Annotated in this window: 22 protein-coding genes and 1 pseudogene; 15 read left to right on the forward strand and 8 right to left on the reverse strand. The window is 42.4% G+C overall.

From position 1 onward, the window contains the following. The coding region (locus CYL31_RS00005; protein ID WP_212916980.1) for a hypothetical protein at window positions 1-229 on the forward strand (229 nt) is incomplete at its 5' end. Between the two features lie 62 nt (window positions 230-291). After that, a pseudogene (locus tag CYL31_RS00010) lies at window positions 292-423 on the forward strand (endoribonuclease YicC domain-containing protein); the annotation flags it as partial. A gap of 202 nt (window positions 424-625) precedes the next feature. Here CYL31_RS00010 and CYL31_RS00015 read toward each other — a convergent pair. Beyond that, window positions 626-1975: a type II toxin-antitoxin system HipA family toxin gene (locus CYL31_RS00015; RefSeq protein WP_212916981.1), complete on the reverse strand. Its 1350-nt coding sequence runs from the start codon at window positions 1973-1975 to the stop codon at window positions 626-628. Then, window positions 1965-2288 carry a helix-turn-helix domain-containing protein gene (locus CYL31_RS00020; protein ID WP_428838684.1) on the reverse strand — a complete coding sequence of 108 codons (324 nt, stop codon included), beginning with the start codon at window positions 2286-2288 and terminating at the stop codon, window positions 1965-1967. The genes CYL31_RS00015 and CYL31_RS00020 overlap by 11 nt, the downstream gene beginning before the upstream one ends. Window positions 2289-2941: 653 nt before the next feature. On the opposite strand from CYL31_RS00020, the gene CYL31_RS00025 reads away from it, so the two are divergent. From CYL31_RS00025 to CYL31_RS00040, 4 genes are all read left to right on the forward strand, one after another. Then, entirely contained in the window at window positions 2942-4021 is a 1080-nt protein-coding gene (locus CYL31_RS00025; RefSeq protein ID WP_212916982.1) for an ABC-three component system protein, read from the forward strand. After that, window positions 4009-4464, forward strand: coding sequence for an ABC-three component system middle component 2 (locus CYL31_RS00030; RefSeq protein ID WP_212916983.1), 456 nt, complete (start codon window positions 4009-4011; stop codon window positions 4462-4464). Before CYL31_RS00025 ends, CYL31_RS00030 begins: the two co-directional genes overlap by 13 nt. Then, window positions 4461-6281, forward strand: a complete 1821-nt coding sequence (locus tag CYL31_RS00035; RefSeq protein ID WP_212916984.1) for an ATP-binding protein — start codon at window positions 4461-4463, stop codon at window positions 6279-6281. The genes CYL31_RS00030 and CYL31_RS00035 overlap by 4 nt, the downstream gene beginning before the upstream one ends. A 624-nt stretch (window positions 6282-6905) precedes the next feature. Further along, window positions 6906-7082 carry a hypothetical protein gene (locus CYL31_RS00040; RefSeq protein WP_212916985.1) on the forward strand — a complete coding sequence of 59 codons (177 nt, stop codon included), beginning with the start codon at window positions 6906-6908 and terminating at the stop codon, window positions 7080-7082. Between the two features lie 6 nt (window positions 7083-7088). On the opposite strand, the gene CYL31_RS00045 is transcribed toward CYL31_RS00040, so the two are convergent. Further along, window positions 7089-10229 carry a DEAD/DEAH box helicase gene (locus CYL31_RS00045; protein WP_212916986.1) on the reverse strand — a complete coding sequence of 1047 codons (3141 nt, stop codon included), beginning with the start codon at window positions 10227-10229 and terminating at the stop codon, window positions 7089-7091. A 589-nt stretch (window positions 10230-10818) separates the two neighbouring features. Between CYL31_RS00045 and CYL31_RS00050 the strand changes: the two genes are divergently transcribed. After that, window positions 10819-11073: a helix-turn-helix domain-containing protein gene (locus CYL31_RS00050; RefSeq protein ID WP_249411644.1), complete on the forward strand. Its 255-nt coding sequence runs from the start codon at window positions 10819-10821 to the stop codon at window positions 11071-11073. Window positions 11074-11397: 324 nt separating this feature from the next. Here the strand turns inward: CYL31_RS00050 and CYL31_RS00055 are convergent, their stop codons facing one another. Further along, entirely contained in the window at window positions 11398-12231 is an 834-nt protein-coding gene (locus tag CYL31_RS00055) for an ion transporter (protein WP_212916988.1), read from the reverse strand. Window positions 12232-12487: 256 nt separating this feature from the next. Here CYL31_RS00055 and CYL31_RS20780 point away from each other — a divergent pair, with 256 nt between their 5' ends. After that, the gene (locus tag CYL31_RS20780) at window positions 12488-12622 is read left to right on the forward strand and encodes an entericidin EcnAB (protein ID WP_110577088.1); all 135 of its coding nucleotides are present in this window, start codon (window positions 12488-12490) and stop codon (window positions 12620-12622) included. Window positions 12623-12687: 65 nt separating this feature from the next. Here the strand turns inward: CYL31_RS20780 and CYL31_RS00060 are convergent, their stop codons facing one another. Beyond that, on the reverse strand, window positions 12688-13581 hold the full coding sequence (locus tag CYL31_RS00060; RefSeq protein ID WP_212916989.1) for a LysR family transcriptional regulator: 894 nt from the start codon (window positions 13579-13581) through the stop codon (window positions 12688-12690). Between the two features lie 107 nt (window positions 13582-13688). Here CYL31_RS00060 and CYL31_RS00065 point away from each other — a divergent pair, with 107 nt between their 5' ends. The 3 genes from CYL31_RS00065 to CYL31_RS00075 all read left to right on the forward strand — a co-directional run bounded on the left by CYL31_RS00065 (window position 13689) and on the right by CYL31_RS00075 (window position 15704). After that, window positions 13689-14006 (forward strand): DMT family transporter, encoded by a 318-nt coding sequence (locus CYL31_RS00065; RefSeq protein WP_137170626.1) that lies wholly within the window; start codon window positions 13689-13691, stop codon window positions 14004-14006. A gap of 79 nt (window positions 14007-14085) precedes the next feature. Beyond that, entirely contained in the window at window positions 14086-15015 is a 930-nt protein-coding gene (locus tag CYL31_RS00070) for a LysR family transcriptional regulator (protein WP_212916990.1), read from the forward strand. A gap of 74 nt (window positions 15016-15089) precedes the next feature. After that, a complete protein-coding gene (locus tag CYL31_RS00075) occupies window positions 15090-15704 on the forward strand; it encodes a LysE family translocator (protein ID WP_212916991.1) in 615 nt (204 codons plus the stop codon). A gap of 22 nt (window positions 15705-15726) precedes the next feature. On the opposite strand, the gene CYL31_RS00080 is transcribed toward CYL31_RS00075, so the two are convergent. Continuing rightward, the gene (locus tag CYL31_RS00080; RefSeq protein ID WP_249411645.1) at window positions 15727-16536 is read right to left on the reverse strand and encodes an AraC family transcriptional regulator; all 810 of its coding nucleotides are present in this window, start codon (window positions 16534-16536) and stop codon (window positions 15727-15729) included. Window positions 16537-16632: 96 nt separating this feature from the next. On the opposite strand from CYL31_RS00080, the gene CYL31_RS00085 reads away from it, so the two are divergent. Further along, the gene (locus CYL31_RS00085; protein ID WP_249411646.1) at window positions 16633-17835 is read left to right on the forward strand and encodes an MFS transporter; all 1203 of its coding nucleotides are present in this window, start codon (window positions 16633-16635) and stop codon (window positions 17833-17835) included. Window positions 17836-17970: 135 nt separating this feature from the next. Next, window positions 17971-19959: an LTA synthase family protein gene (locus CYL31_RS00090; protein ID WP_212916994.1), complete on the forward strand. Its 1989-nt coding sequence runs from the start codon at window positions 17971-17973 to the stop codon at window positions 19957-19959. Between the two features lie 70 nt (window positions 19960-20029). Here CYL31_RS00090 and CYL31_RS00095 read toward each other — a convergent pair whose 3' ends face one another. Both CYL31_RS00095 and CYL31_RS00100 read right to left on the reverse strand, forming a co-directional pair. After that, window positions 20030-21976, reverse strand: coding sequence for a sensor histidine kinase (locus CYL31_RS00095; RefSeq protein WP_212916995.1), 1947 nt, complete (start codon window positions 21974-21976; stop codon window positions 20030-20032). A gap of 3 nt (window positions 21977-21979) precedes the next feature. Next, window positions 21980-24181 (reverse strand): bifunctional diguanylate cyclase/phosphodiesterase, encoded by a 2202-nt coding sequence (locus tag CYL31_RS00100; RefSeq protein WP_212916996.1) that lies wholly within the window; start codon window positions 24179-24181, stop codon window positions 21980-21982. Window positions 24182-24474: 293 nt separating this feature from the next. Here CYL31_RS00100 and gmk point away from each other — a divergent pair, with 293 nt between their 5' ends. Beyond that, window positions 24475-25098 (forward strand): guanylate kinase, encoded by a 624-nt coding sequence (gene gmk / locus CYL31_RS00105; RefSeq protein ID WP_212916997.1) that lies wholly within the window; start codon window positions 24475-24477, stop codon window positions 25096-25098. A 57-nt stretch (window positions 25099-25155) separates the two neighbouring features. Beyond that, a complete protein-coding gene (gene rpoZ / locus CYL31_RS00110) occupies window positions 25156-25380 on the forward strand; it encodes a DNA-directed RNA polymerase subunit omega (protein ID WP_012072045.1) in 225 nt (74 codons plus the stop codon). The last annotated feature ends 21 nt before the right edge of the window (window positions 25381-25401 follow it).

Below are 25401 nucleotides of genomic sequence, written 5' to 3' on the forward strand. Positions count from 1 at the left end.
AGCTATAGGAACCGTATATGACCTAATGGCACAAGCAGTTACGAAGGTTGCTGCCTTGGCGGGATATGAAGAGCAAGTGAGGGGGCTTTTAGGTCATATGATAGTATTCGCTGGGCTAGGTGCGGGAATTCCAATTAAGCTTACTTATTCTTTTATAAAGTGGGTATTTGAAAATACCATAGCCAGACTACTTAAAACGGCTAGAATTGCATTACAAGCTATCGCCTAGCAGTAATTATGTGTAGTCATACCAACCAAACTAGGTGGGTATGACTACCATTCATCATTGGATTAATGCACGAACTCAACCGCGAAGCCAACACCCTTTCGTCAAAATCCATCGTCGTCGAAACCACCCAAAGCGCCGTGGAATTGAAGGTGTTGATTGAGCAGATGAGAGAACAGATCCAGAATATTGAGTAAGGCATTCTTCTATATAAGCTGCCTATAAATGCAGTGAAGAGGTGAACTTCACCTCTTCACTAGCTCTCTGATTCTGGTTATGGAATAGCGTTAGCTTAATTTAACTCTGACCCGTTTTATTCAGAGGTCTACACAAAGTGACTTTATCGGTAACAACCTGTAGACCTTGTATTTATTGTGAATTGAAAAGTTTGTTTTACTTTCATTGAAAAAGCGCTGCATTTTCCTGTTTGCGCTGATCCAATATCTTAGCAATCGCAGACACTGTTGTTTTACTGATCCCTTGCTGCTGTGCCAGATACGTAAATTGACTGATGGCTTCTGCGACTTCTTCAATGACTTGCCTTGCATCATTCCAATTCGAAAAGCCAGCACTGGTAGCAAGTTTTTGCATCACCTTAAGCGGTGGCGCTTTGCCATAACCTCCGAACGCAGTGGCGTGTTCGTTAAATGGATGCGGGCTGTAGGTAACATCGTAAAAAGGTGCAGGATCCCATTGACCGTCGTCCGCTTGCAAAAACGCCCAGTTTTTACTGTGGTCGTCTTGATTAGACGACAGCAGGTTAAAAACGGCGCGGCGAAATTGCAGTTGTCCAGCCGCTGGAGATTTACACAACTGACGGCTGGCTTTAATTAAATCAATGTAATCTAAACTTGGTGTTCGAAAGTCTGCATCCAGCAGCCCACACGCGCTGTGCATATGCAATCGACCTGAACTACGATTGCTGCCTAAGTCGGCCTGTTCAATGACATAATCAAAACGCTTAAGCGCTAACCACGCAGGCGCACCGCTTGAGGATGGTGCTTCAATGAGTTGCCATAGCGGTGGTTGACACTTAGCTTGCTCAGCCATTTGTAAATAGACTGCCTCACACAAACCTTCTTCATGGCCGAGCGCGAGATTTTTAGAAGTAAATTTAATCAGCCACGCTTCATCACCAGGCTTTGCAAAGGTTCGACAATGCCGAGTTTCTCCAGCAGGCATATAAATCTGTGCCTTGGGTCTTGCCCCACCCGAACTACCTCCGGCGACTAATGCGGCCAACACCTGTTGCGTATGCCCATCCAACTCATCGTGGTTGTCGTCCATATAATCTGACATCGAAGAATCGAACAGCGTTTGTGCTTCTAAGCCCAAAGTTGCTAAATCAATATCCGCATGCGTCGTGGCTGAAAACTCAGATACCGGAGAAAAAGACAATGCTCCCATGCCTTTATCACCGACAAAGGCCAGTCTATCCATCGCCGTTAATTGATTAGGTAGGATGCCCTTTTGCCGGAAAATACGATCTTGCAACAGCATGCCCCAGCCATCGGGTAAACAATCTCCAAATACGCCATGTACACCTTGATGCAGTGCTTTAGGTGCAACTTGAACTTGCGTATTCGCTTGCAAGGTAAACGGTGATAAATTGCCAAACTGCTGCAAATAGCTGTCTGCATACTGAAAAAAAACGCCTTGCCGATTCTGCGCCAAGACTCCAACAGAGATCTGTTCACCTGAGCTTAACGTACGAGTTACAGTGAGCTTCTGAATGGGTTTAAAACTCATCTTTTAGCACCTCATCAATACTCGTGGGTATAGCAGCGCGTTCTTTGCTCGGCTGTGTGAGCTGATAAAGCCTATCCAATGAGTCGAGGGTCTGCCAGAGCAATAGCAATTGGCGAAATGAAATTTGCCCAGTCAACTCAAACTTCTTAATGGTGGCCGCTGGTACACAGCTTCGCTCAGCAAGCGCCGCTCGTGACAGCTTTGCCTGCTTTCGTAACTCACGTAAATAAGCCGCATAGGCTTGGCTTACATCGGTATCATCAAGTAAAGTAAAATTCATCCGCAAAGACCAAATGGATACAGTTATATCCATTATAGCGAAATAAAACAAAAAGTGGATATTATTGTATCCATTATTAAATGAAGTGTTGAAAAATTACTCGATAAAGCCTTTCAAAACTGCTATTTTTAAACCCTAGCAGCAGCATAAAAACGGCACTGTTTTTCCGTAGTCATAGCCAAGAAGCACCACTAAGATTTAGTAAAAGCCATAGGCAAGTGGTGGGCAGTTTGGTGGGCAAACAGGCATTTTTGAACGGTTTCTTTTCGATAACTCATTGAGTTTGCAAGGGTCTAGACCGCTACTCAATGAGCAGATCCATAATATTGAGTAAAGGCTTTAGTGCTTTATCATTCTTCTGCCAAACTTGATAGGAACATTTAGAGATTTCTATGAAGCAACCATTAGTCAGAAACTTGCTTCTGATAAACATGATGTAATACGCATAGAAGAGGTGTGCTTCGCCTCTTCTATATCGCTTAATTCTGGCTATAGAGTAGCGTTCGCTTAATTTAACTCTGACCGTTTTATTAACTAGACTAGAACTTGAAACGACCTAATGCAGCTTGCGCTATTGGACTTAGCCATTGATAGCAAGTGAGGGCGAGTGATTTACTACTTGCTTTAACAGTAAATCTTTTACGTAAAATATAGGAAGATAATAATTTTAACTTTGGATGACTTATATGCAGATGGAACTAGAAAACGAGATCACCCTCCCAAAAAGCACCAATGTTCCTCTTTCGGCAGTATCAGCTTTAGCTGGCGAAGTTATATCGCCATTAAAGCGTTTACAACAAATGGACGAAGACGATTGGGAAGAATTTACTTGTGAACTAGCAACCTATTGGAAAACACAATATTTGCGAGTCAATCGGGTCGGGGGAGCTGGTGATATGGGGCGTGATGTTATTGCTTACACCCCAGATAAAAATTGGGAAAATTTTCAGTGTAAATATTACAGCTCACCATTGAATTTGACAGATGTTCTTTTAGAAATTGGTAAGCTTTGTTACCACTCACATAAAGGGCATTTTTCTATGCCTACCAAGTATTATTTTGTTGCTAAGAGTGGCTTAAATGGCGTTAGCCTTAATGCCCTCAAAGATTCTAATAAGCTGAAAAAAGAACTCATTTCTGGTTGGGATAAAAAGTGCAAAGACAAAATCACCAAGAAAAAGAGTGTAAGCTTAGAAGGTGATTTTCTTAATTTTATTGAACATGATGTTGATTTTAAAATTTTTGATCAAATTCCACAGTTGAAGCTTATCGAATTACATAAAAAGTATACTCCATATTACATAAGAAGATTTGGAGCATTAGAATTTGATCGACCAGTCCCTGAAACACCTCCGAATGATATTCAAAACAATGAGTTAAAGTATATTGCTGAGTTATTAAGAGCAATAGAGTCTGTCGAGTCTCAGGTGAGCTCTGTTGATGATTTGGAAGCATTTCCTGAGTTTTTGATGGAGCTAAAAAGTGCGCGCAAAAACTTCTATTCAGCGGAAAGCTTAGAGAAGTTTTCCAGAGACTCAATGCCTCCAGATACATATGAAAATTTGCTTGAAGATTGTTATGAAGCAATTTCTAGCCTTATTCTAATGGTTCACAAAAATGGCTGGGATAAATATCTAGTTATCTCGAATCACGTAACACAAGTTGCATTTTCATCGCATCCACTAAATCTATACATGAGTATTCGTGACAAGAAAGGTGCTTGCCACCAATTGGTGAATAAAGGATCTTTAAAATGGAACAAGTGAAAATTAAAGCCCCTCAGATATTTAATAGTGATGTTGAATTGGCAACTAGAGTTGCACTAATACTATCTAGTATGGAAGGTAAGAAATTCGACATAGATGAATTGGTTTTATTAGATTACGCGCTATTGTATTCAAGCGAATTCGATGGGCCATCAAATCTTCACCCTGCTGTCCCAAATCATTTGGCTGAAATTGTACAACGAAGAGAGCTGCTACCTAAGTCGCTTTTGTTTTTTATTAAAAAAGGGCTTATTGATGTTCACTATGATGAAAATGGAAAGTTTTTTTGTGCTAATGAAAACACAAATAGCTTTGCTAGCTGCTTAAGCTCGAGTTATTTTATCAAAATTTGGGAACGATTAAGCTGGCTGTCTGAGCATTATAATAGGGTTATCAAGATGCCAATAATGGAATTAAGAAAAGGAGTATCGAGTTCAGCATGATTATTAAAAGAATATCCGTAATAGGAAAAGGCAAACCGAAGGCTGAGCTTTACTTTGACAAAGGACTAAATGTTGTTGCTGGTGCATCAGATACTGGTAAGTCATATGTCATCAAGTGTTTTCAATATATCTTTGGCGGTGAAGAGCCACCAAAAAATATTGACGAGGCTAAAGGCTATAATACCGTAGAAATAGAAATTAAAGTTGACGAAGAAGAAAGCTTTATTCTTCGAAGGGAAATCTCTTCTACCAAGCCTAAAGTTACTCTAATTGAACTTGATTCTAATGGTACAGAATCAAAAACAATTGTTTTAAATCCAAATCACAAAGGAAAAAAAAATCTATCTGCACATATGCTCGAAAAATTGGGCTTAAACGAAAAAATATTAGTAAACGGTGTACAGAGTTTAAAAACATCTTCTTTGACTTTGCGTGTACTGAGTAAGTTATTTTTGGTCAATGAAGGTCGTATAATTACTGAATCTTCACCTCTGGGAGAAGGCCAGCGAGAGTATACTCAAGAAACTTCGTTACTTAAGACTTTACTCACTGGCGCAGATGACTCAGTGGTTAAAGAGCTTAAACAACAACAAGATACAGAAGGAGCTGTCGAGTCGCGTGTTAAAGCTTTGGAGGAGTACGTTTCCAAGAAATTTTCTGACTATGAAAAAGTAAAGTCCACATCAGAAAAGTTAGACTCAGAGCTGAATGAGTTAGAGGAATCTCTATCCATGGCTCAAAACGAACTAACTGCTCTGGTGAAATCTAATAGTGAACTTGATTCTAAAAGGAATCAATTTAGGGGTGAGATAAGTAAATTACGTGAAGAAGAAAAAGAAAACCTTCTATTACAGGGAAGATTCAGTCTTTTAATTGATAAATATAATTCAGATTTGGAAAGATTAGAGGCTGGAGCTGAAGCAGCTTCTTTTGTTGAGCTATATGAAATGGCTAACTGCCCTACTTGCGGACAGGAGTTTGAACAAGAAAAGGATGTAGAAGATCTAAAGAAATTAGTGCAAAGCACTGAGGCGGAAATCAACAAAAATAAATTTAGAGTTAAGGGGTTAACTGATTCAATTAAGGATCTAAAACATGAGTATCAAATACTTTCCAAAGAGATAGCTCAAAAAGAAGCTGTAGTTAAAAAGCTATCAGAAATCATCGAAGGGAGTATATCTTCGAAGTTTAACGACTATAACATAGCAATTCGGCTATTAAATAGTAAAAAGAGTGAGTTTTTGAAACAAAGATCCATAGTAGATTCGCGTGAAAGCTTATTAAAAGAAATAGGTGAATTGCGTGTCCAGCTTGAAGACCGAACTGAAAAATACGTATTTCCTGATTTTAGTCCTGAGTTAACAGTATTATGCAAGAACATTAGTACAATCTTACAGCGTTGGTCATTTCCCGGACATGAAGACGTTACTTTTGATATGAAAACTAGAGACTTGGTAATTGGTGGCAAACCAAGATCTCATTTTGGTAAAGGATATCGTGCAATTTCTTATGCTGCTTTTTCACTAGGCATAATGGAATACTTGTCTAAGTTTGAGCGCCATCCGAAATTTGTAATTCTGGATTCTCCTTTGACCACTTATCGAGCGGGTGACAATGACGAGAATGATGATGAGGTTCAACTACAAAAAGATATGATTTTTGCTTTCTTCATTGATCTTTGCGAATCATTTAAAGATAAGCAAATAATTGTGTTTGAGAACCAAGAGCCAGATGAAAATTTGAAATCAAAAATGACTTATTACCACTTTTCTAAAAACAAGGAAATTGGTCGGTATGGTTTTTTTCCTGTAGCATAATTTAAGGGTGAGTGAAATTGGTACGAGGTTAGAAGTTTCGCCATATAGAAAGTAATCATTCAAACTCGAATTAAGCTAATCCACTGACTCATTTTTTCCATAAGTAAGCTATCTAAAACATAAGAAGGGATTATCGTGCTTCTTCTAAGCATCACATCTCCCTTATGAGCTTTATTGATTCATCCATTAGAGCACCCAAAACTGAAAAATAAAAAAGGAGCCGCAAGTACTAACCTGCTACTCCTTATTCTATATGGCAGGCCTTCCCAAACTTGAACTGTGGACCTGCCGATTATGCGCCGCAATCTAAAGTTGTCCAAAAATAAGTTATCTCATATGGCATACAGATTAATGCATCATCGACTCTGCTTTATCAGGGCTCTAATGAGTTAACTTTGCTACCGTAATCACTAAAATTCAAAACTCAGTCAGGATGACAAGTGAAACTATCGACATTTTGCTAAATCTGTCACTCACCCCAAATTGGTGACATAATCGGTGAGCGATTGTAAATTAAATCTCTATTTATCAAAAACTTAATAAAATAAATACATTCAAATTCAAAACATTGAGCAATGTAAACCAGCACCTAAATAGCTCTTTTCATTGCATCAAAGAGCATTCATGCTAGAATTTATTCCACGACTCAGCCTTGTACGCAGCGATTCAGTTACGCTGGCAGTTAAGGCGAAAAAACCGGCTTCGGCCGGTTTTTTCATATCTAAGGATTGGGAAAGTAAGAGTGGCTTTCTTCAATTATGGGTAGCCCTGTTTGCCAGCTTAGTTGCTAATCACCTTTAACATAATCTACCCCACCGCCAGTTTTGCGGCCTGTTGCCACATGAAGTGCGGCATGGGTGTTTGCAGCTTCCATGTAATGCTCATAGGTTGCGAACCGGTGTGAGACACGTATGCCACTTCCCCATAGTTCACAAAGCCCATAGTGCGGCCGTATTCGTCTTTGGTTTGCTCTCGCACAAACAAGAATAGATGTTTGCCGATTTTTTGATGCTGGATGTATTCCAAGCCACGCCCTCGATCCGGTCTTGCGCTGTTTTGTGATTGCCAATGAAACAGTGACTCGTTGATGGCATAGTCATGGTACATAGTAGTTGGTGAAAACTGCTTTTCATTTTTATCGAGCGTGACAAAAAGCAGCTCAATATTTTCTTCCTTGATTACAAACACACCTTCTCGGGCAGGCGGTTGACGTTCAAACGTCGTCGCACCAAATGCCGCTAAGATCTGTTCTCTGGCATAGCGAGCATGCACTTTAAGAGGCACATCTGGCAGCTCGTTCATATCTACCAATTCATGCTTGATACGTGCCAGCTGCCAGCGAATCACGTCGGCAAGTTCCTCCGCCACACCAAGGTGACTGAGCTGTTTAATGCTTTGTGCTAATGACGCAAAGCCAGCATCCGGGCCCGGCTTTTGCCAGAAGTCATAATGGCACATCACCGTACGACGATCGTCAGCACTGATGCCGCTGAAGTCAGTCTGACAAAGCAATGCAAGAAAGTTTAAATAACCATGATCGTCACAGGTCAGAATGCGGTTATGAATTGCTTTACGCACTATTTTAAAGGCTTCACCGATCCGCGAGCCCTCGTTAATTTCATCTTTGGATTTCGCTACCAGCTCAGCCCAGCTGCCACGTTTATACAGCTCATTTAAATCAATGTGCGGATGCTGAGCAATAAAGTTCGCTAGTGTCAGAGGTTGTGTGGAATGCTGTGGAAATTGGCGAATCATGTCCGCCAGACGACTTTTAGTAAGTGTTGCTAGACGAATGTTACTCAAGACCAGCTCTTGGGTGCGTTTCGTCAGCTCAATTCGGCACCCTAACGGCGCATGAGGGAAGCCTTGTTTGATTTCATCAATGATCGCTTTTGGACTTCTACCGATTAACGCTCTGAATTTATTGGCAAAATCGTACTCTGGTCGTGAGTTTCCAACGAAGTCTAGTACCGTACAGCATTCCTTTCCTTCAGCTAGGCGCAAACCACGGCCAAGCTGTTGTAAGAAAATGGTGAGACTTTCCGTTGGCCGTAAAAACAGCAAGGTATCGACTTCTGGAATATCGACCCCTTCATTGAAAATATCCACGACACACAACACATTGATTTGTCCGCTACGAATCGCCTGCTGCTTCTGTTGACGCTCATCGCTGTTATCACTGGTCAGCACATCCGCCTTAATACCTTTAAGCACAAATTGGCTCGCCATATACTTTGCATGCTCACGGCTAACACAGAATGCCAATGCCTTCATTTGGCTAATATCGGTAACGATCTCCTGCAAACTCAGCAGTATTTTGTCAAAACGAGCTTGGTTGTGAGTATAAAGATTGGTGAGCTGCGCAATATCGTAACGGCCACGGTTCCATGGAATCGACCGTAAATCCGTATCGTCATCAACACCAAAATACTGGAACGGTGATAAATGACGCTGGTTGATGGCTTCTGGTAAACGTAACTCAGCAGCAATGACACCACCAAAGTCGGCCAAAATATCACCGCCATCATGACGCTCCGGTGTCGCTGTTAAGCCCAACAATAAACTCGGCTGAAAATAGTCCAACACAGCACGATAGCTATTCGCTTTAATATGATGCACTTCATCAATCACGATGTAATCGTAAAAGTCTGACGTAAGCTTGAGCTGATCCAATTGGTTATTGAGCGTCTGGATCGAAACAAATAACTGACGATAATGCGCTGGCGAATGGCCGCCAACCCAAAGCTCACCAAAGGCACCATCGCGTAATACACCACGGTATGCCGCACGAGCCTGCTTTAAAATTTCTTCTCGATGCGCCACAAATAAGAAACTCGCGTTCGGCTTCATTTTCACAAAACGAGCAAAATCAAACGCGGAAATCAGCGTTTTGCCTGTACCGGTTGCGGCCACAACAAGATTTCGAAAGCGTTGGTGAATTTCTCGCTCTACGGTCAACTGTTCCAAAATCTCACTTTGATGCGCAAACGGCGTGACATCAAAAAAGTGAGTAGTGCTTTGTTCATCGCCACCACGCTGTTGTCGCAAGGCTCGATTGAGCTTTTCTGTGCTGCTTGTATCGCCATTAAATAACTCAAACTCATTGGAAACCCAATAGGTCTCAAATGTACTCAACGACTTGTCGATGATATGAGGGATTTCTTGTGACGTGATCTTTAGATTCCATTCTAAGCCATTGGTCAGGGCGGAATGGGATAAGTTAGAAGAGCCAATGTAGCCCGTGTGAAAGCCGGTATTGCGAAGAAACAAATAGCTTTTAGCATGGAGACGTTCGCGTTCGGTGTTGTAGCTCAGTTTTACTTCGGTATTGGGTAAACTCGCCAAGTACTCCACGGCTTTCGCATCGGTCGCGCCCATGTAGGACGTTGTAATAATCTTTAGCTCTCGACCGCTGGCGGTGAATTCTTCAAGCTCTTTGCGGAAGATTCGAATCCCCGCCCACTTGATAAAGGATACCAACCAATAGATCTTATCCGCAGACAAGATCTCTCGCTTCAATTCAGATTCAAGGGATAAACCCGCATTGCTGCCACAAAATAGCTCGCTTTGCGTCAGTCCCGTCAGTGGAAATACATCTTCCACATATTGCTTAAGGTTGGCTGCGACAGGGTTTTCCAGCTCATATAAGGCAGTCAGAATTTTGCCTTGGCTATCAATAAGGTTTTCTTCGATTAAGCCATCATCCTGCAAACGCTCTTTCAACCAAAGCAGCAATTCATTAGACAACTCTATTTGCTGCTGTAATTGTTGGTCCCCCTTAGGAATAGAGCCAATAGCGTAATCAAGAATGTTGCCCAAAAAGCGAGATAACCACACTGACGCCTCTGCTGCTGTCAATTCGCGTTCACCTACATAGAAACGCTCGCGATCGAGACGCTTTTCTACTAGCTGAGTAATCAGCTGCTCATATATGCCAGACTGTTGCATAAACTCCCTTTTGTACGATTTCAGCATAGTGATTAAAAGCGAGCCTCAGAGGTATTCGCTCTTATAACGGTGAACTATATTCCCACTTTTTAAAAACGAATGGGACCATAAAACTATGTTTAACCGTAAACCATCTACCAAAAGCATGTGGAGAGCAATCAGAGCTCTCACTCCTTCCCTTTCTTCATCTCCCGACGCAGTTCCTTCAACTCTTGCTGTAGTTGTTTCATTTGCTCCAGTAGCTTAGGCTTTGCCCATACTACTCCAAAAGCCCAACGGATGGCGTACTACTTGGAAGCTTCTTACTCAAAGCCCGGTGTTGGTGAGTCATATGGATTGAGCTTTGATATGTCGATACCATCGACATATCAAGTCTTTATGTCGAAAAAACAGTAAAAAATCGACATGACCGGTTCAAATCTTGACTCACTTTATTTCGAGAGATTGTCAATTTATTGGTTTACAACTTAAAGGTAAAAATGAAACTATATTTTCATTAATATGATATTAGAGAAATTATAGTTTTACTATGAGTACTAGCGAACCAAAAACAAAACGCACTGCGGTCATATTCCCTAGACAAAGGAAGATGTTAAACATCTTGGGAGAAAACTTAACATTGGCGATGAGGAGGCGCGGCATTACTCAAGAAATGATGCATAGCAGGACAGGAATCTCTAAGCCAACACTGCGCAAAATATCAAAAGGTGACCCTTCCGTTTCGCTTGGTCACTACGTTAATGTTTTGGCAGTCCTCGGCTTGTTAGACGACCTAACCAAAGTCGCCAGTGATGACGAGCTGGGAAGAAAACTGCAAGACATCCAATTGCTAAATAAAAAATAAGTACGCCACATTCGTGTAGCAGTAGTCCATATTCGAATGGCAAAAACTTAGTCAACAAGGGTATCCGCAAAGTAAGGTAGGGAACTATTGAGGGATTATTTTATACTCGATCAGAACGCTTTACATTTTTCTGCGCGTAAAAATGCAGGATGTAAGTTGGTGCCTGTCATTCGTCACTCAGGCTTATCATCACTATCGCATAGAACCAACACCTCTTCTTTATCGCTCTGATTCTGGCTATGGAGTAGCGTTAGCCTAGTTAAAATCTGACCTGTTTTATTCGTTAAACTAGTGAGGCTGTAGTGGTCAACTAATTCCCCCCCCTCACTCCTTCCCTTTTTTCATTTCCCGACGCAGTTCCTTTAACTCCAGCTGTAGTTGTTGCATTTGCTCCAGTAGCTGTTGCTGGGTGGCTTTTTCTGTGTCGATCTCTTCTTTGTGTTCATCGTCGTGCATGGTTTGCACGGCGTTAACGATGACAGCGATGAAGAGGTTGAGCATGGTGAAAGTGGCGATGAGTATAAACGGAATGAAGAACGCCCAAGCGTAAGGGAAGGCTTCCATGACGGGACGCGCGATGCCCATGGACCAGCTTTCTAAGGTCATCACTTGGAACAGCGTATACAAAGACGCGCCTAGGCTGCCAAACCATTCAGGAAAAGCGTCACCAAATAATTTGGTCACCATAACGGCGGCCACGTAATACACCAGCCCTAATACCATGGCGATGGACAACATACCGTTCAATGATTTGATTAACGCGCCGACAATTTTTCGCATGGATGGTACAAAGGTCAGTACACGTAATACTCGCAATACTCTGAGCGCACGCAATACCGCAAACGGCCCACTGGCTGGTACTAGGGCGATCCCTACGACGACGAAGTCGAACACATTCCAGCCGTCTTTGAAAAAAGCCAAGCGATGCACAAGCAAACGAATAGTGAGCTCAATAACAAACACCGCCAATATAGCCTTGTCCAGTGCAATTAAAAACGAGCCAGCTGTTGCCATTACCTCAGACGAAGTTTCTAATCCGAGAATAACAGCATTGACTAAAATCAACGCCAATAGAGTACGCTGTATCGTCGAGTTCTCAATAAACGCCTTTAAACGCTGGCGCGTTGAATTTGTTGGAACAACAGATGTACTGGGCATGTATCACCTCAATCCTAAACTATCCCAAGCAGGGTTAAATTGACGTCATTCTATGACAGAGCTGGATAAGGTCAATCTATTTTGCTGTCAATACATGGACCTGCTTAAGGATTTTTCCTATAAGGTTTACAGTAAGCTGGGAATAGAAAACAGTCTGTAAAAAACCATATGTTCTAAGTTAAATCAAAATAGTGGATCATTCTTTACAAAACTTTTTGCTAATCTGTAATGACTCATATTAAAGAGAGGTTTAAACATGAAGTTTCCATTATTAGTCATTGCGGTAACACTTGCATTAGCTGGCTGCGCAAATACTTGGGAAGGCGTGAAAGAAGACTCCTCAAAAGCGTACAACAGCACGAAAGAAACGATTCATGAAGCGACTGAATAAATCGATTTTGTAAGTCATGACAGTATTTTAAAGCCCACTTTTACGTTATGTAAAAGTGGGCTTTTTCACATACAAAGGTCCGCAGAAAACGCATTTTTACAAGCATCAAATAACCATTGGTAAGCGGGGCCGCGATTCGCGCCTTTTTTGGAGACCAAATCCACAGGAACGGACCAAGGCTTGTGGTCAAAAGTCACGTCGATTTTATGAATATCACCGGTTTCGATGAATGGTTGAACCAAGGATAAGGGCAAATACGCCCAACCTATTTTTTGTTGTATCAACTCTAAAACCGCGTAGTTACTTGTACACCACCATGCGTTTGGCGTCATGCTGATTAAGGCTTGCGACTCTTTTTTAAAAAAGCCACGAACGGCTATTTGCCGATAGGGTGCAAGGTCAGATTCCGACAATAAGCTCAGCTCTGCCAAAGGAAAGTCCCAGTGGCAAACAGCAATAAAGTCCACACCGCCCACGTAGCAGAAATCGACTTGCTTGTTCGCTTCTACTTCTGAAAACATAATCCCCATATCAATATTTCCATTCGCCACGGCTTCGGTAATATCGGGAGAAGCAAGGGATACGATGTCTAGCTGGACATAAGGAAATTGCTGAGCAAATAGCGCAAATATCGACGACACATGAGGGGCGATTAACGCATCATCAATGGCAATAGTGAGCGCACTTTCTTCGCACCGATGAATGGATTCGGCAATTTTTTCAAATTCATGGGACTGGGCTAAAAGCGCTTTCGCACTGCGAATTAAGCGCTCCCCTTCTGATGTTAGCTTTGGACTGCGAGAGGTGCGATCAAACAGTTCAACCCCCAAGTCTATTTCTAAGCTGCTGATGCCGTGGCTCACGGCGGACTGCACCTTGCCTAGTTTTCTCGCGCACGCTGAAAAAGACCCTAATTCAGCGGACAACACCAGCATATTAATTTGTTCAAGACTTAACATATGAATTTTTTCGATAGTTAATAACTTTTTATCATCATAAATATCGATACTATAAAAAGCAACTTCGCCCACATGAGTGCGAATATTTTTAGTATGGAGCAATGGAAATGAGTTGGTTGTATTTGCTACTGGCAGGATTAACAGAAATCGGTTGGCCTGTTGGGCTAAAGATGGCGCAATCTGGTGGTTCAAAAGTATTGGGCATTGCCATTGCGGTGGGTTTTATGGCAGTCAGTGGTACCTTGCTTTGGTTGGCACAGAAAGAAATTCCGATGGGAACCGCCTATGCAGTTTGGACAGGAATCGGTGCATCTGGTACGTTTCTGCTAGGTATTTGGTTTTATGGCGATCCGACATCCTTGCTTCGCTACATGGGCGTGCTGCTGATTATCCTTGGCGTGGTGGTGTTAAAGTTTGCCCATTAAGTTGGGCAATTTACCTTGCGTTATGGTGAGTAAAGCCGAAAAATAAGCTGACCACTCTTCAGCCTGTGAGCCTATCGAGATGATCCACCGTGTTAACCTAAATTTGTTGCGTTCCTTAAAGGTGTTGCTAGAGGAGCGCCATGTTAGCCACGCGGCCAATAAATTGAATCTAACGCAATCTGCAGTTAGCCGTCAGCTTAGCCAGCTCAGGCATTTATTTGCGGATCCATTGCTTATTCGCGAAGGCAATACTCTGATTCCCACACCTAAAGCGCTAATGCTGCAAACGAAGCTGACTCATTGGTTTCTGGAGTTGGATGATTTACTGGTAGAAGAGGCATTCGAACCAGCAAAATGGCATGGCGAATTTGTGCTCTCATCCAGCGATTATGTGGCGCAGTATATTTTGCCTGATATTGTCGAGGCCTTGGCAACTCAGGCGCCCAATGTATCAATGCAGTATCGTTTATGGCAGCCAGATTTATTGCCTCAGCTTGCCACCTCCGATATTCAGTTGGCATCAAGCATGTCTCCAACGCAACCCGAAGGTGTGTCTTCTGTTCAAATAGGTGAAGATTCCCCTGTTTGCGTGATGAGCCATGCTCACCCTTTGGCAACACAAGACACTCTGAGCATTGACGATCTTCTCGCCTACGCTCATATTAAAGTGATCGGCGGTGGCGATAAAGACAGTTACGTGGATGAGGCGTTAGCCAAACTAGAAAAGCAACGCCGCTTTGCGCTGAAGGTGCCATTTTTCTATGCGGCAGCGCAATCACTGTGTCAAAGTCAGCACCTTTTGGTGATTCCAGAACACATTGCTCGAAATTTAAAAAAACACTTCTCGCTTACCTATAAACCGCTTCCCATCCCCACACCTCGTCATAAGTACTGGCTGATTTGGCATGCAAAATACGATAATGATCCATCTCATCTGTGGATGAGAAATCTCGTTTTGCAAGTGATGTCAAAGGCTAGCTATTCCATTGGCTATGAGACTAAATCATAGCTATTATGAGAAAAGATGATTTCATTTAATACTAAGGGCTTGCTAATCTGCTTCGATCATTAAGGAGCAAGCGTATGTCACTGTCTATTTGGTTTTCCCTGTTTATCATTTGTTTGCTTGGTGCTATCTCACCAGGTCCGAGTCTCGCGATGGTCATTAAACACAGTTTGGCGGGTGGTCGAGCAAACGGTTTAGCCACGTCTTGGGCGCACGCAACAGGCATTGGCTTGTACGCGCTACTATCCATGCTTGGCTTAGCGGTGATTTTTCATCAGTTTCCTTTGCTATTTCATGCCATCAGTTACGCAGGGGCAGCGTATTTGGCTTACCTTGGTGTGAATGCTCTGCGTTCCAAAGGTGGCATTGCGGCCAAACTGGAATCTGGCACTCCCGTTAGTGTGTTTCAGTCAGCCAAAGAAGGTTTTTTGGTCTCCATTTTAAGCCCCAAAATTGCTTTGTTTTTTGCCGCGCTATTCAGCCCTTTCGTTGCCGAAGTTCATCAGGTAAGTGGAAAAATGCTCATGGTAGCAACGCCTTGGCTGGTGGATGGTCTTTGGTACACCTTGATTGCATGCCTGCTATCGCATGCGCGCTTTTTGGAAAAGTTGCGCAGCCAAGCCATGTGGATTGATCGCTTATCTGGCTTAGCATTAATTTTCTTAGCGCTGTATATTCTCACGACAATCTAAGCGAACCGTAACGGGCGCTCTGTCATTCCTTGCCCCAACGTTCAATCCGATATTGCCTTGGCGATTTCCCCAGCGCTTTTTTAAAGAAGGTGATGAAAGCGCTGACAGAATCGTAACCTAGCTCTTCGGAGATGGTTTGAATGGGCATGTTGATCGCCAATTTTTGCAGCGCGAGAACAATGTGAAGCTGGCTTCGCCATTGGCCAAAAGTGAGTTGTACATGGCGCTTAATCATTCGTGCCAGTGTGCGTTCGCTCATGGCAAAGTCGCTGGCCCATTCGCCTAGGGTGCGTTTTTCGTTGGGTCTGGCAATCAGCTCAAGAGCGAGGCGATTTAGTGTCGGCTCGTCGGGAATGGGAAAATCAAACTCTTCTCGCTCAAGTTCAATAAGCTGGTCGATCAAGACATCAACCAGCCGATCTGTGGCAAGGTCGGTTTCTTCATAGCGTTGTTGCGAGTGCAGATGCAATATCAGTTCACGTACAAATGGCGTAACCGTCAAGGTACAAGCCACCTCTGGCAAAGGTAAATCACTACCATCGACAAACAACATACACACATCGGCATTGGGTGATATCTGGTTGCGATGCATAACATTGCTGGGAATCCAAACCGCGCAACGTGGCGGTACAAGCCACATTTTGTCGTCGATAAAGCTGGTGACAACACCTGTTAGCGGTAAAACCAGTTGGCCTTTTTGATGTTTGTGCCAAGGCGTTTCCTCACTATGTGGTACCGATTGCGAGCGCAATACGAGAACGCGATGTGGATAATGATCCGCAAAACAAAGGCCGGTCAGTGTCTCAAAAATGCTTTTGTCTGTATTTCGCAATTTATTGTCCAAGTCGCTTAATTCAGCAAGCAGAGTAACCCATATAATAGCGAATCGACAATATCTCCCGAAAACCTCTTTTTCAAAATGGACGCCATGAAACGATTACTTAAATTAGCGCAACACGACGCGGCCTTTTTACTCTTGTTTATCTTTTTGGTAGCACTGAGTTTGCGTGGTCCCGTGACAGGTTTGCCACCCTTGTTAGATCGAATCAGTACGGATCTGCATTTAAGCAGCTCGCAATCCGGTTTGCTTACTAGCTTGCCACTGTTGGCGTTTGGCTTTTTTGCGCCTGTGGCATCTTGGTTAACTCGCCACTTTCGTATTGAGCGCATTTTGGCGTCGGGCGTAGGTTTGATTGCCATTGGTATGATCATCCGTACTTTTGGTTCGATCAGCACCTTGTATATCGGTGCCGTATTTATTGGCGCTGGAATTGCCATAGGTAACGTGTTGTTGCCGAGTTTGCTGAAACGCGAGTTTCCGAACTACGTTGTTCAGCTCACGGCAATTTATGTGCTGATGATGAGCATTGGCGGCTTTTTGATGTCCAGCCTTGCGGTGCCATTAAGCCTCTATGCGGAACAACCCACTTTTCAGTTACCGATGAGTGGTTGGTCGTTTGCTCTGGCGTGCCAAAGTGTGTTGATTCTGTTGCCTTTGGTGGTGTGGTTTAGCTGCAAAATAACCCAGCATCAACCGCCGCAAACCGGTAACGTTGAGATATCTACTTCCGTTTGGCGATCCGTAACCGCATGGCAAGTGGCGGGGTTTCTAGCCGTTAATTCACTGGTGAATTATGTCGTGGTAGCTTGGGTGCCAGCTATTTTGATGAACAATGGTTATACGGATTCGACGGCTGGACTTTATCAAGGTTACTTGCAGCTAGCAGGTGCAATTCCTTCACTGATTTTAGCGCCATTTATTAATCGCTTAGGCAGCCACAGACGACTTTGCTTGATTGCCACTGGATTAACGACGTTAAGCTTGGCAGGCTTTTTGTTCATTCCAAGTTGGTCTGGGGTGTGGTCGGTGTCTTTTGGCTTTGGTGTCAGTATGGGCTTTATCTTAGGCTTGTCTTTTGTCAGCTTACGGACCAACAGCCCAAAACAGGCAGCCGCGTTGTCAGGAATGGCGCAGTTAATCGGTTACACGCTCGCTGCGATTGGGCCTGTGTTGATTGGTGCCCTTTACGACTGGCAGCAATCATGGACGGCATCACTCTATGTCATGTTGAGTATTGGCGTAATTTGGATGGGATTAGGCTGGATGGCAAGCCCAAAACCAAGTCGTTAAGCTTTTAGTCAATTCTTCTCTAATTAAGTAAGAAGCAAGATTTTCTCTACCGCTTACTGATTTTTATCTCGGTATTGGCCATTTATTGAGTGCTATAATCACCAGCAATTTAGGTATTTTAGGATAATCACAATAATGTATCAGAGTCGAATGCGACCTCTTGTGGTCACGTTAGCGATCCAAATATTTTTTATCGTCTTGATATTAATGCTTGGTCGCTATTTTATGCTGCAGTATTTTGCAACTCCTGCGGAGCTAGCAAAACATGGTGAAGATGTTACACGTATGTGGTCTATTGGCGTTCGCTACGATTTTCGTATCGGCAGTATGTTCATGGTTCCCTTCTTCTTAGTCGGCTTATTATTCTGCGCGAACAAAATATCGTGGCGCTTTTTGAAAGCCATTAGCCCCTTTTTAATGGGCTTGATTATGTTCACCGTAGTTATGGTGACCATCAGTAACTTTTATTATTACCAAACGTATCATAACCATTTTGATATTTTCGCTTTTGCTTTAGCAGATGACGATACAAGCAGCATATTGCTCAATATCTGGCAAGATTACCCTGTCATCAAAAGCTTAACAGCCTCCTTATTGTTCGGTTTTATCTCATATCGCTTAGCCAAATACACCCTACGAGATACCCAACGTAAACCTTGGCATCTTAGTGTTTTTATTGTTTATGTATTAATCGCATTCATTGTTTTCTTTATTGCGGCACGGGGCAGTGTCGGAACGTTTCCATTACGCAGGGGTAATGCACAAGTTTCTCAGTTATTGATTCTTAACAAGCTGTCTCCAAATGGCTTTATGGCGTTAGATTGGGCTGTTAAAGACAAGAAGATGGATGAGTCTTTCGCGCCTGTTAGTCGTGAAAAAGGCGAGTCCTTAAAAGCACAACTTGGCATTAATAGCTTGGATGAAAGAACACCAGTCAATCCCTGGCTTGAGACAAACAAACCAAACGTTGTCATGACAGTCATGGAAAGTTTTGGTAGTAACATGTTGGCGTTTGATGACCCTGAAACAAATGATCTTTTAGGAGAGCTGCGCCCGCACTTTAAAGAAGACTTTGTTTTCAAACGTTTTTTGTCTGAAGACAATGGTACTGCGCCATCGTTAGCCGCTCTGCTTTTTCATAGCCCATTTGAAAACATCAGCCACAGCTCTGAGCAAAAAGTGAAACTGCAAGGCGTGCCCTTCAATATTTATAAAAAAGCAGGCTACAAAACTGTCTTCATCTCGCCTGGTAATATGTCATGGCGCAACTTGGTAAACTATTTGCCTTTGCAGGATGTAGACACTGTTTACGATCAAAATACTCTGACGCAGATGTATCCTGAGTCAGCCGCCGAAGCTGGTGCTTGGGGGGTTCCTGATGATTATGCCTATCGCTTAGCTGAGCAGGTGCTTAAAGAAGCGACTGAACCAACCTTCATCACTATTTTGACCATTACAAATCACCCGCCTTATATGACGCCAGCACGTTATAAAGCAGCACCTTTTGATGTGACAACCGAGGTTGCCAAGCACTCTAGCGATGATGAAGCAGCTCAAAAAGCACTGCTAAAAACCTATCAGTTTGCAGCTGATGCTTTCGGGAAGTTTATCACGGCCGTTGAAGGTTCAAGTGCAGGCAATAAGACCATCATTGCGGCCACTGGAGACCACCAGATGCGTCGTTTGAATGCGTTTTATCCTCAAGAACAAGTGTTAGATCGTGCCGTCCCATTTTACCTACATGTTCCTAAAGACATTCTGGAAAATACGAACTGGAAGTATGATTCAAATCGAGTGGGATCACACAAAGATATTTTCCCAACTTTGTACAATCTAAGCCTGTCAGACACGCCCTATCAAGCGATTGCAGGCCGTAATATGCTAGCGCCTATCGATGACGAAAGTCGTGCGTTTGGTTACAACGTCACGCTATGGATTGATAACGACGGAGCTTATCCAATGGTAGGTAAAGCGGCTTTTTATCCGTGGGAAAAAGGCACAGAACTTCGTACAGCAACCAACAGCGAACATCCGAGTCAACAACAGCAAGAGCGTCAAAAAGCCTTGCCTGAGTTACTCCGCTGGCAGTTAAATTCACAAGTGCGTGGCTTTACTGATAAATAATCTGTTCACCTTCTAGGGAAGCTGAAAAGCTCCGATGACTATGAGCATTGGAGCTTTTTATAAATGATGGTTAAACATCCATCTCTACATCTGCGACATAAAGTGGGATAGTTAGTGTAAAAGTTGTTCCCACACCTAGCTCTGATGTAACTTCTATACGTCCATTCATTAATTTGTTAACCCACTGACTCACCAGATGTAAGCCCAATCCTGTATGTTGCTTAGTTCTACCTGTGGTGAAAAAGGGTTCAAAAATATGCATTTTAATTTCTGGAGAGAGTCCTCTGCCATTATCGCTAATGACCAGAATTAGATGGTCTTGCTCTTTTTTAGCAGTAAGGGCAATCACGCCTTTATCCAGGCGTTGGAAAGCATGATCCAGTGCATTATCGACAAGATTCTGAATGATCTGAGAGATAACGCCAGGGTAACCCAGCATATCAATGTCTTCTGGACATTCACTCTCTATATGAATATCAGCACGTTTTTTCAAGACTGGCTTATAGGTGAATAAAATGTCATTGACGACATTATGAAAGAAAAAAGCCTGCATATCCTGAGCGGTTCTATCCGATACAATCCGTTTAAAGCTGGAAACCACATCGAGAGCACGGACGAGGTTTTTTTCTGCAATAAGCAAAGAGCTATCCATTTTCTCTAGACCATCTGAGGGATGCTGTTTAATCTCCTTATCCAACCATATTTTACATGAAGATAAAGCCATTCTGACGCCGCCAAGAGGCGTATGCATTTCATGAGCTAGCCCAGCAACCATCAAGCCTAGCGAAGACAATTTGCTACTTTCTACCAACTCATCCTGAAGATCCACCAAACGCTTATTCGTTAAATTCAATTTCCGGTTAACCTGTTCGGCTTGGTTTTTTTCTTGTTGCACAAGTTTAAGCAGTCGATAGGTTTCAAATTGCGCTGTCGTTTGACGCCAAATCAACCAAGCTATCAAAGTAAAGAAAATGCTCGCAATACCAACAATGGTTAAAATCAACTTAACTCGCCACGCAGAAAACACCTCAGAATTAGAACGTGCAATAAAATATAAAGACGGTGTTTGGAAGCCTTTTACATCGATTCCCTCTTCGTCTATATGCAGTTTCAAAAGACTCCATAAGCGACCATCATCGAAAATTCGTTCTAACCCGTCCGCGGTATTCATTTCTCGCCAAATAGCTGGAAAGTGCGTTTTGATATTAAAACTCAAGTCGTCAGAGTGCAGGATTCCGCCCCATTCAAGACTTCGATCCGCTGCTAATACCCAATTGCCATTAGTGTCGATTATTTCTAAATACACGCCTTCACTGCCAAAGGTACGCACCAATTCAAACAATTTAGTCAAATCGTAATTCACCACTAAAATCCCAGGCAGATTACCATCGACTCTAACAACACCACGAACCGTTGGCTGAAAAGGCCGGACAATTTCTTTATTTTCAATATTCAAATCCAATGAGGAAATAAACACATCGTTACTGTTATCAGGTACATTTTTTACATAATGCCGATCCGATTTATTTTGTAATTGATCATCAGGTACACGAGTACTGACACCGGCCTGAGAGTTGACTCGAATGTGCTCTTGGCCATTTGGCATAATCCAACGAACTTGTGAGATCAGCTTAGACGTTCGAGCAAATTGGTTGAATTCATCCGCTACCTGAGTCTCCCAATCATCAGGGATGATTGCTTCAGTCTGTGATGATGCCGAATTTTGTGACATAGAGTTTTGAGAGGCTACAGTTTGAGAAGCTGTATTCTGAGCAGACAAACGCGCGTTAATACTATTACGCAACAATAAGGTAACACGCTTAATATGCCCCATTTCACGGCTAAAAACACTGGCGCTACGGGACAGTACTTCTGATTCATTCCATGCTAATTGGCTGATTTTATTATCTAAAAAGAATCGATAACTGCCCCAACTAAACAAAATTGTGAAAACCAAAATACCTGACAAATACATGAAAAGTAATGATTTTTGTGACATCCCTTTACCAAAAATCATATTTTATAATCCTGCTTGAACCCAGTTAATTGTCTCGTCTAATGACATAGGTTTGGCAAATAAATAACCTTGGCCATCCTCACAACCCAAAGCCTGTAAATGTGCTTTTTGTTGCTCTGTTTCAATACCTTCGGCAATAACACTCAGTCCTAACGAATTACCTAATTCAATAATCATCTTTAAAATTTCCCAGTCTTTCTCTGACTCTTCCATACGCCAGACAAAACTATGATCAATTTTGAGAGTTGACACTGATAAGGTAGACAAGTAGGCCAAAGACGAATAACCCGTTCCAAAATCATCGATATTAACCCGCACGCCTAATGTTTTTAATGCTGTTAAATGCTTGTTAATGTTGCCTTTTTCTTCAATAAATTGAGACTCAGTAATTTCCAGTTCAATCATCTCATTCGGGACGCCTTCTTCTTCAAGAAGTTTTTGAAAACCCTCAAAATAATTAGGGCGAATGATTTCATTACCAGCAACGTTCACCGAAATAGGCACATTAATACCGATATTTTTCATCGTGTTAATGGCTTGGCAGGACTGCTGCAACATTTGCTGGTCCAATTTATCAATCAGACCACTGCTCTCAGCCAAAGCAATAAATTGATCCGGTGGAATATTGCTGCCATTTTTATGAGTCCATCGTGCCAGCGCTTCAAACCCAATCAACCTATTGTCTTTCAAGTTCATCTTAGGTTGAAAATACGCTCTGATTTCATCGTTTAATATGGCTTCTCGCAGATCTTGTAGCAACTCATAACGTCCAAACATAGCGGATGCCAAGGTTTCAGAAAATGCCAAATAAGATACGCCTTCGTATTTAGCTCGTTCTAAAGTGCTCTTGCCAACACTGACTAATTGCTCGGCTTCATAAGCTGGGAAGTCAGAGAATTTCACCGAGCTGACGGTCAAATCGAGAGAATGTGAGGAGTTTTTTACCTCGATACTGGTATGAATAATGTTTTCGAGTGACGCTTCGTTATAATTCTGATCGTCATACACGATTAACACTAATGTATCCCGCTCAAGTAAGGCGATATCAACCGCTTTGTCAAAGAAGCGACTCAGATAGTCGTACAAAGACAAGGTGAGTTTATCGCAGTATTTTGACCCTAAAACCGACTCGGTATAAGCCAAATCTTCTACATAAAGCATTAATAAAGTGGCTTTCTCTCGCTCCCAAGAAAACATATTGCGTATTTCACGCACTAACCAGTTTTTATTATGAATCCCTAATGTTGGTTCAATATAAGCAAGCTCGGTTAATTTGTTATGTAAAGCAACATTACGGAAGCCAGCACTGATGTTTTCACAAAAAACTTGCAGCAGGTTAATTTCATTACTGGCAAGGTGACGATCGAGCTTTACCACCACCATGTATTCTCGATCTTCCAACTCCTTATTCGAGAAATACAACACAGAAAAACCATCCTGAAAAATATGCGCCTTTTGCTTATTGGCTAGCTCTACCGCTTCTTTTAGAACGCTCTCTTGAATAGCGGATAAAAAATACCGGTGGATATGAGGCGAAAATTCCCCACAAGCCGCCACAATTAAGGCTTTCTCTAAATGCTCTTCTTCAGGGTGGAAGAAACACACAATACCGCCACTGTTCATTTTTAACAGCAGTCCAATTTCTTCCAAAATAGAATGGGTGTAATCCGTTATATCACTCTTTGAGGCGATCCTCTGACTCGCAGCAAGTAACAATTGCATACCATAGCGAGCTTCTTTCATATCAGAAAGGTGCTCCCAAGTACGTAGATTACTTAGCACTATGGTTTGTAAATGCGCCTGAGTGAGGTCTGATTTGCACCAATAGTCGTCTATATCGTATTGACCAATAAGATCATCAACGGGTGCCATACCCGGCTGCCCAGTCAGCAGGACAATACGCACCAGATCATTGCCAATTACCTCCCGAATAGTACGAATTAGGCGTAACCCTGCAACATCCGTCTCCATCACCACATCAAGAAAAATCACCGAGATATCAGGGTTAGCAGCGATAACCGTCGCAGCATCGCTCGCGGATGAAGCCGTCAGGAACTCCACCTCTTTGCCATCATAATTTAACGCACTCAGACCATTCATTAGTGCTTCTTGGTAATCAGGGTCATCTTCTACAGATAGTACTTTGCAGTAATTTCTTTGTTTGGACATTGCTTGAAGTATTTTTTTGTCGCAGGGTAAATCCATTGCATTTCCCTTCCTTGTAATCATGGTTTATCTGTTAAGTTCTTAATCCTTGAAGCTTAGTCTTGTTTATCAAAAAAGCATCTAGAACAGTTAAAAACTTTGTAACGTTTTTTTACCGATCCAAAAAAATAATGATACTTAACAAAAACACTGTGAAAAATTAGCTTACACGTTAGACAAAGACTCCTGTTAAAAACCACTAATATCGACAATAATCTCCGGTTAAGAACAGGCATTTTGTTTGTGATATAGTACGACGTTGAAAAGACAAAGACTGGCGGATTAAACAACCCATGGACAAACATAAAGGCAATTTATTCATCTTATCGGCGCCATCAGGAGCAGGTAAATCGACCTTATATAAAGCGCTTCTTAAGCAAGATGATAAGGTGAGAATTTCTATTTCTCATACTACTCGTGCACCACGAACTGGCGAAGAACATGGTAGAGAATATTACTTCATCGATGATGAATCCTTCTTAGACATGATTGCTGAAGACGCTTTTTTCGAGCACGCTCAAGTTTTTGATAATTATTACGGCACATCAAAAGAGTCCATTTTTGGTATGCTAGAACAAGGCTTAGATGTGATTTTAGAAATAGACTGGCAAGGCGCTCGCCAAATACGTCAGCTCTACCCTGAAGCCATTGGCATATTCATTTTACCGCCGTCATTACAAGCGCTAGAAGAACGTTTAAGAAAACGCGCCACAGACTCAGATGAAGTCATTCAGCGTCGTATGGCAAAGGCGGTTAATGAGATGTCGCATTATCATGAATATGATTTTGTTATTGTAAATGACGATTTTGATGAAGCACTTTCACAAATCTCGTCGGTTTTTACCGCAATGCGCTCAAAAACCCCTGTTATGCAGGAAAAATATGGCAATCTTATAAATGATCTCTTGTCATTGTGAGAAGCCGTTAAGTAGAATTACCCTTGGAAAAATAGATAACCGAACACAGAGGTCAAAATGGCTCGAGTTACCGTAGAAGATTGTTTAGAAAACGTTGATAACCGCTTTGAATTAGTTATGGTCGCTTCAAAACGCGCCCGTCAACTTGCTACTGGTGGTGAAGACGCAAAAGTGCCTTTAGAGGGCGACAAAGTTACTGTAGTTGCACTACGTGAAATTGCGGAAAACTTGATCAACGCAAAAAATGTTGATCAGCAAAAACGCCCATTGCACGAGTTTTAATCTCTATGGTGTCGCTCATAG

This window comes from Marinomonas sp. A3A, assembly GCF_018336955.1.
In the GTDB taxonomy this organism is placed as follows: Bacteria; Pseudomonadota; Gammaproteobacteria; order Pseudomonadales; family Marinomonadaceae; genus Marinomonas; species Marinomonas lutimaris.

What these genes read in the sequence shown, in the direction of transcription:
- CYL31_RS00015 (WP_212916981.1), bottom strand. Translation starts at nt 1,975, where the DNA reads ATGAGTTTTAAACCCATTCAGAAGCTCACTGTAACTCGTACGTTAAGC.
- CYL31_RS00020 (WP_428838684.1), bottom strand. Translation starts at nt 2,288, where the DNA reads ATGGATATAACTGTATCCATTTGGTCTTTGCGGATGAATTTTACTTTA.
- CYL31_RS00025 (WP_212916982.1), top strand. Translation starts at nt 2,942, where the DNA reads ATGCAGATGGAACTAGAAAACGAGATCACCCTCCCAAAAAGCACCAAT.
- CYL31_RS00030 (WP_212916983.1), top strand. Translation starts at nt 4,009, where the DNA reads ATGGAACAAGTGAAAATTAAAGCCCCTCAGATATTTAATAGTGATGTT.
- CYL31_RS00035 (WP_212916984.1), top strand. Translation starts at nt 4,461, where the DNA reads ATGATTATTAAAAGAATATCCGTAATAGGAAAAGGCAAACCGAAGGCT.
- CYL31_RS00040 (WP_212916985.1), top strand. Translation starts at nt 6,906, where the DNA reads ATGCTAGAATTTATTCCACGACTCAGCCTTGTACGCAGCGATTCAGTT.
- CYL31_RS00045 (WP_212916986.1), bottom strand. Translation starts at nt 10,229, where the DNA reads ATGCAACAGTCTGGCATATATGAGCAGCTGATTACTCAGCTAGTAGAA.
- CYL31_RS00050 (WP_249411644.1), top strand. Translation starts at nt 10,819, where the DNA reads ATGTTAAACATCTTGGGAGAAAACTTAACATTGGCGATGAGGAGGCGC.
- CYL31_RS00055 (WP_212916988.1), bottom strand. Translation starts at nt 12,231, where the DNA reads ATGCCCAGTACATCTGTTGTTCCAACAAATTCAACGCGCCAGCGTTTA.
- CYL31_RS20780 (WP_110577088.1), top strand. Translation starts at nt 12,488, where the DNA reads ATGAAGTTTCCATTATTAGTCATTGCGGTAACACTTGCATTAGCTGGC.
- CYL31_RS00060 (WP_212916989.1), bottom strand. Translation starts at nt 13,581, where the DNA reads ATGTTAAGTCTTGAACAAATTAATATGCTGGTGTTGTCCGCTGAATTA.
- CYL31_RS00065 (WP_137170626.1), top strand. Translation starts at nt 13,689, where the DNA reads ATGAGTTGGTTGTATTTGCTACTGGCAGGATTAACAGAAATCGGTTGG.
- CYL31_RS00070 (WP_212916990.1), top strand. Translation starts at nt 14,086, where the DNA reads ATGATCCACCGTGTTAACCTAAATTTGTTGCGTTCCTTAAAGGTGTTG.
- CYL31_RS00075 (WP_212916991.1), top strand. Translation starts at nt 15,090, where the DNA reads ATGTCACTGTCTATTTGGTTTTCCCTGTTTATCATTTGTTTGCTTGGT.
- CYL31_RS00085 (WP_249411646.1), top strand. Translation starts at nt 16,633, where the DNA reads ATGAAACGATTACTTAAATTAGCGCAACACGACGCGGCCTTTTTACTC.
- CYL31_RS00090 (WP_212916994.1), top strand. Translation starts at nt 17,971, where the DNA reads ATGTATCAGAGTCGAATGCGACCTCTTGTGGTCACGTTAGCGATCCAA.
- CYL31_RS00095 (WP_212916995.1), bottom strand. Translation starts at nt 21,976, where the DNA reads ATGATTTTTGGTAAAGGGATGTCACAAAAATCATTACTTTTCATGTAT.
- CYL31_RS00100 (WP_212916996.1), bottom strand. Translation starts at nt 24,181, where the DNA reads ATGGATTTACCCTGCGACAAAAAAATACTTCAAGCAATGTCCAAACAA.
- gmk (WP_212916997.1), top strand. Translation starts at nt 24,475, where the DNA reads ATGGACAAACATAAAGGCAATTTATTCATCTTATCGGCGCCATCAGGA.
- rpoZ (WP_012072045.1), top strand. Translation starts at nt 25,156, where the DNA reads ATGGCTCGAGTTACCGTAGAAGATTGTTTAGAAAACGTTGATAACCGC.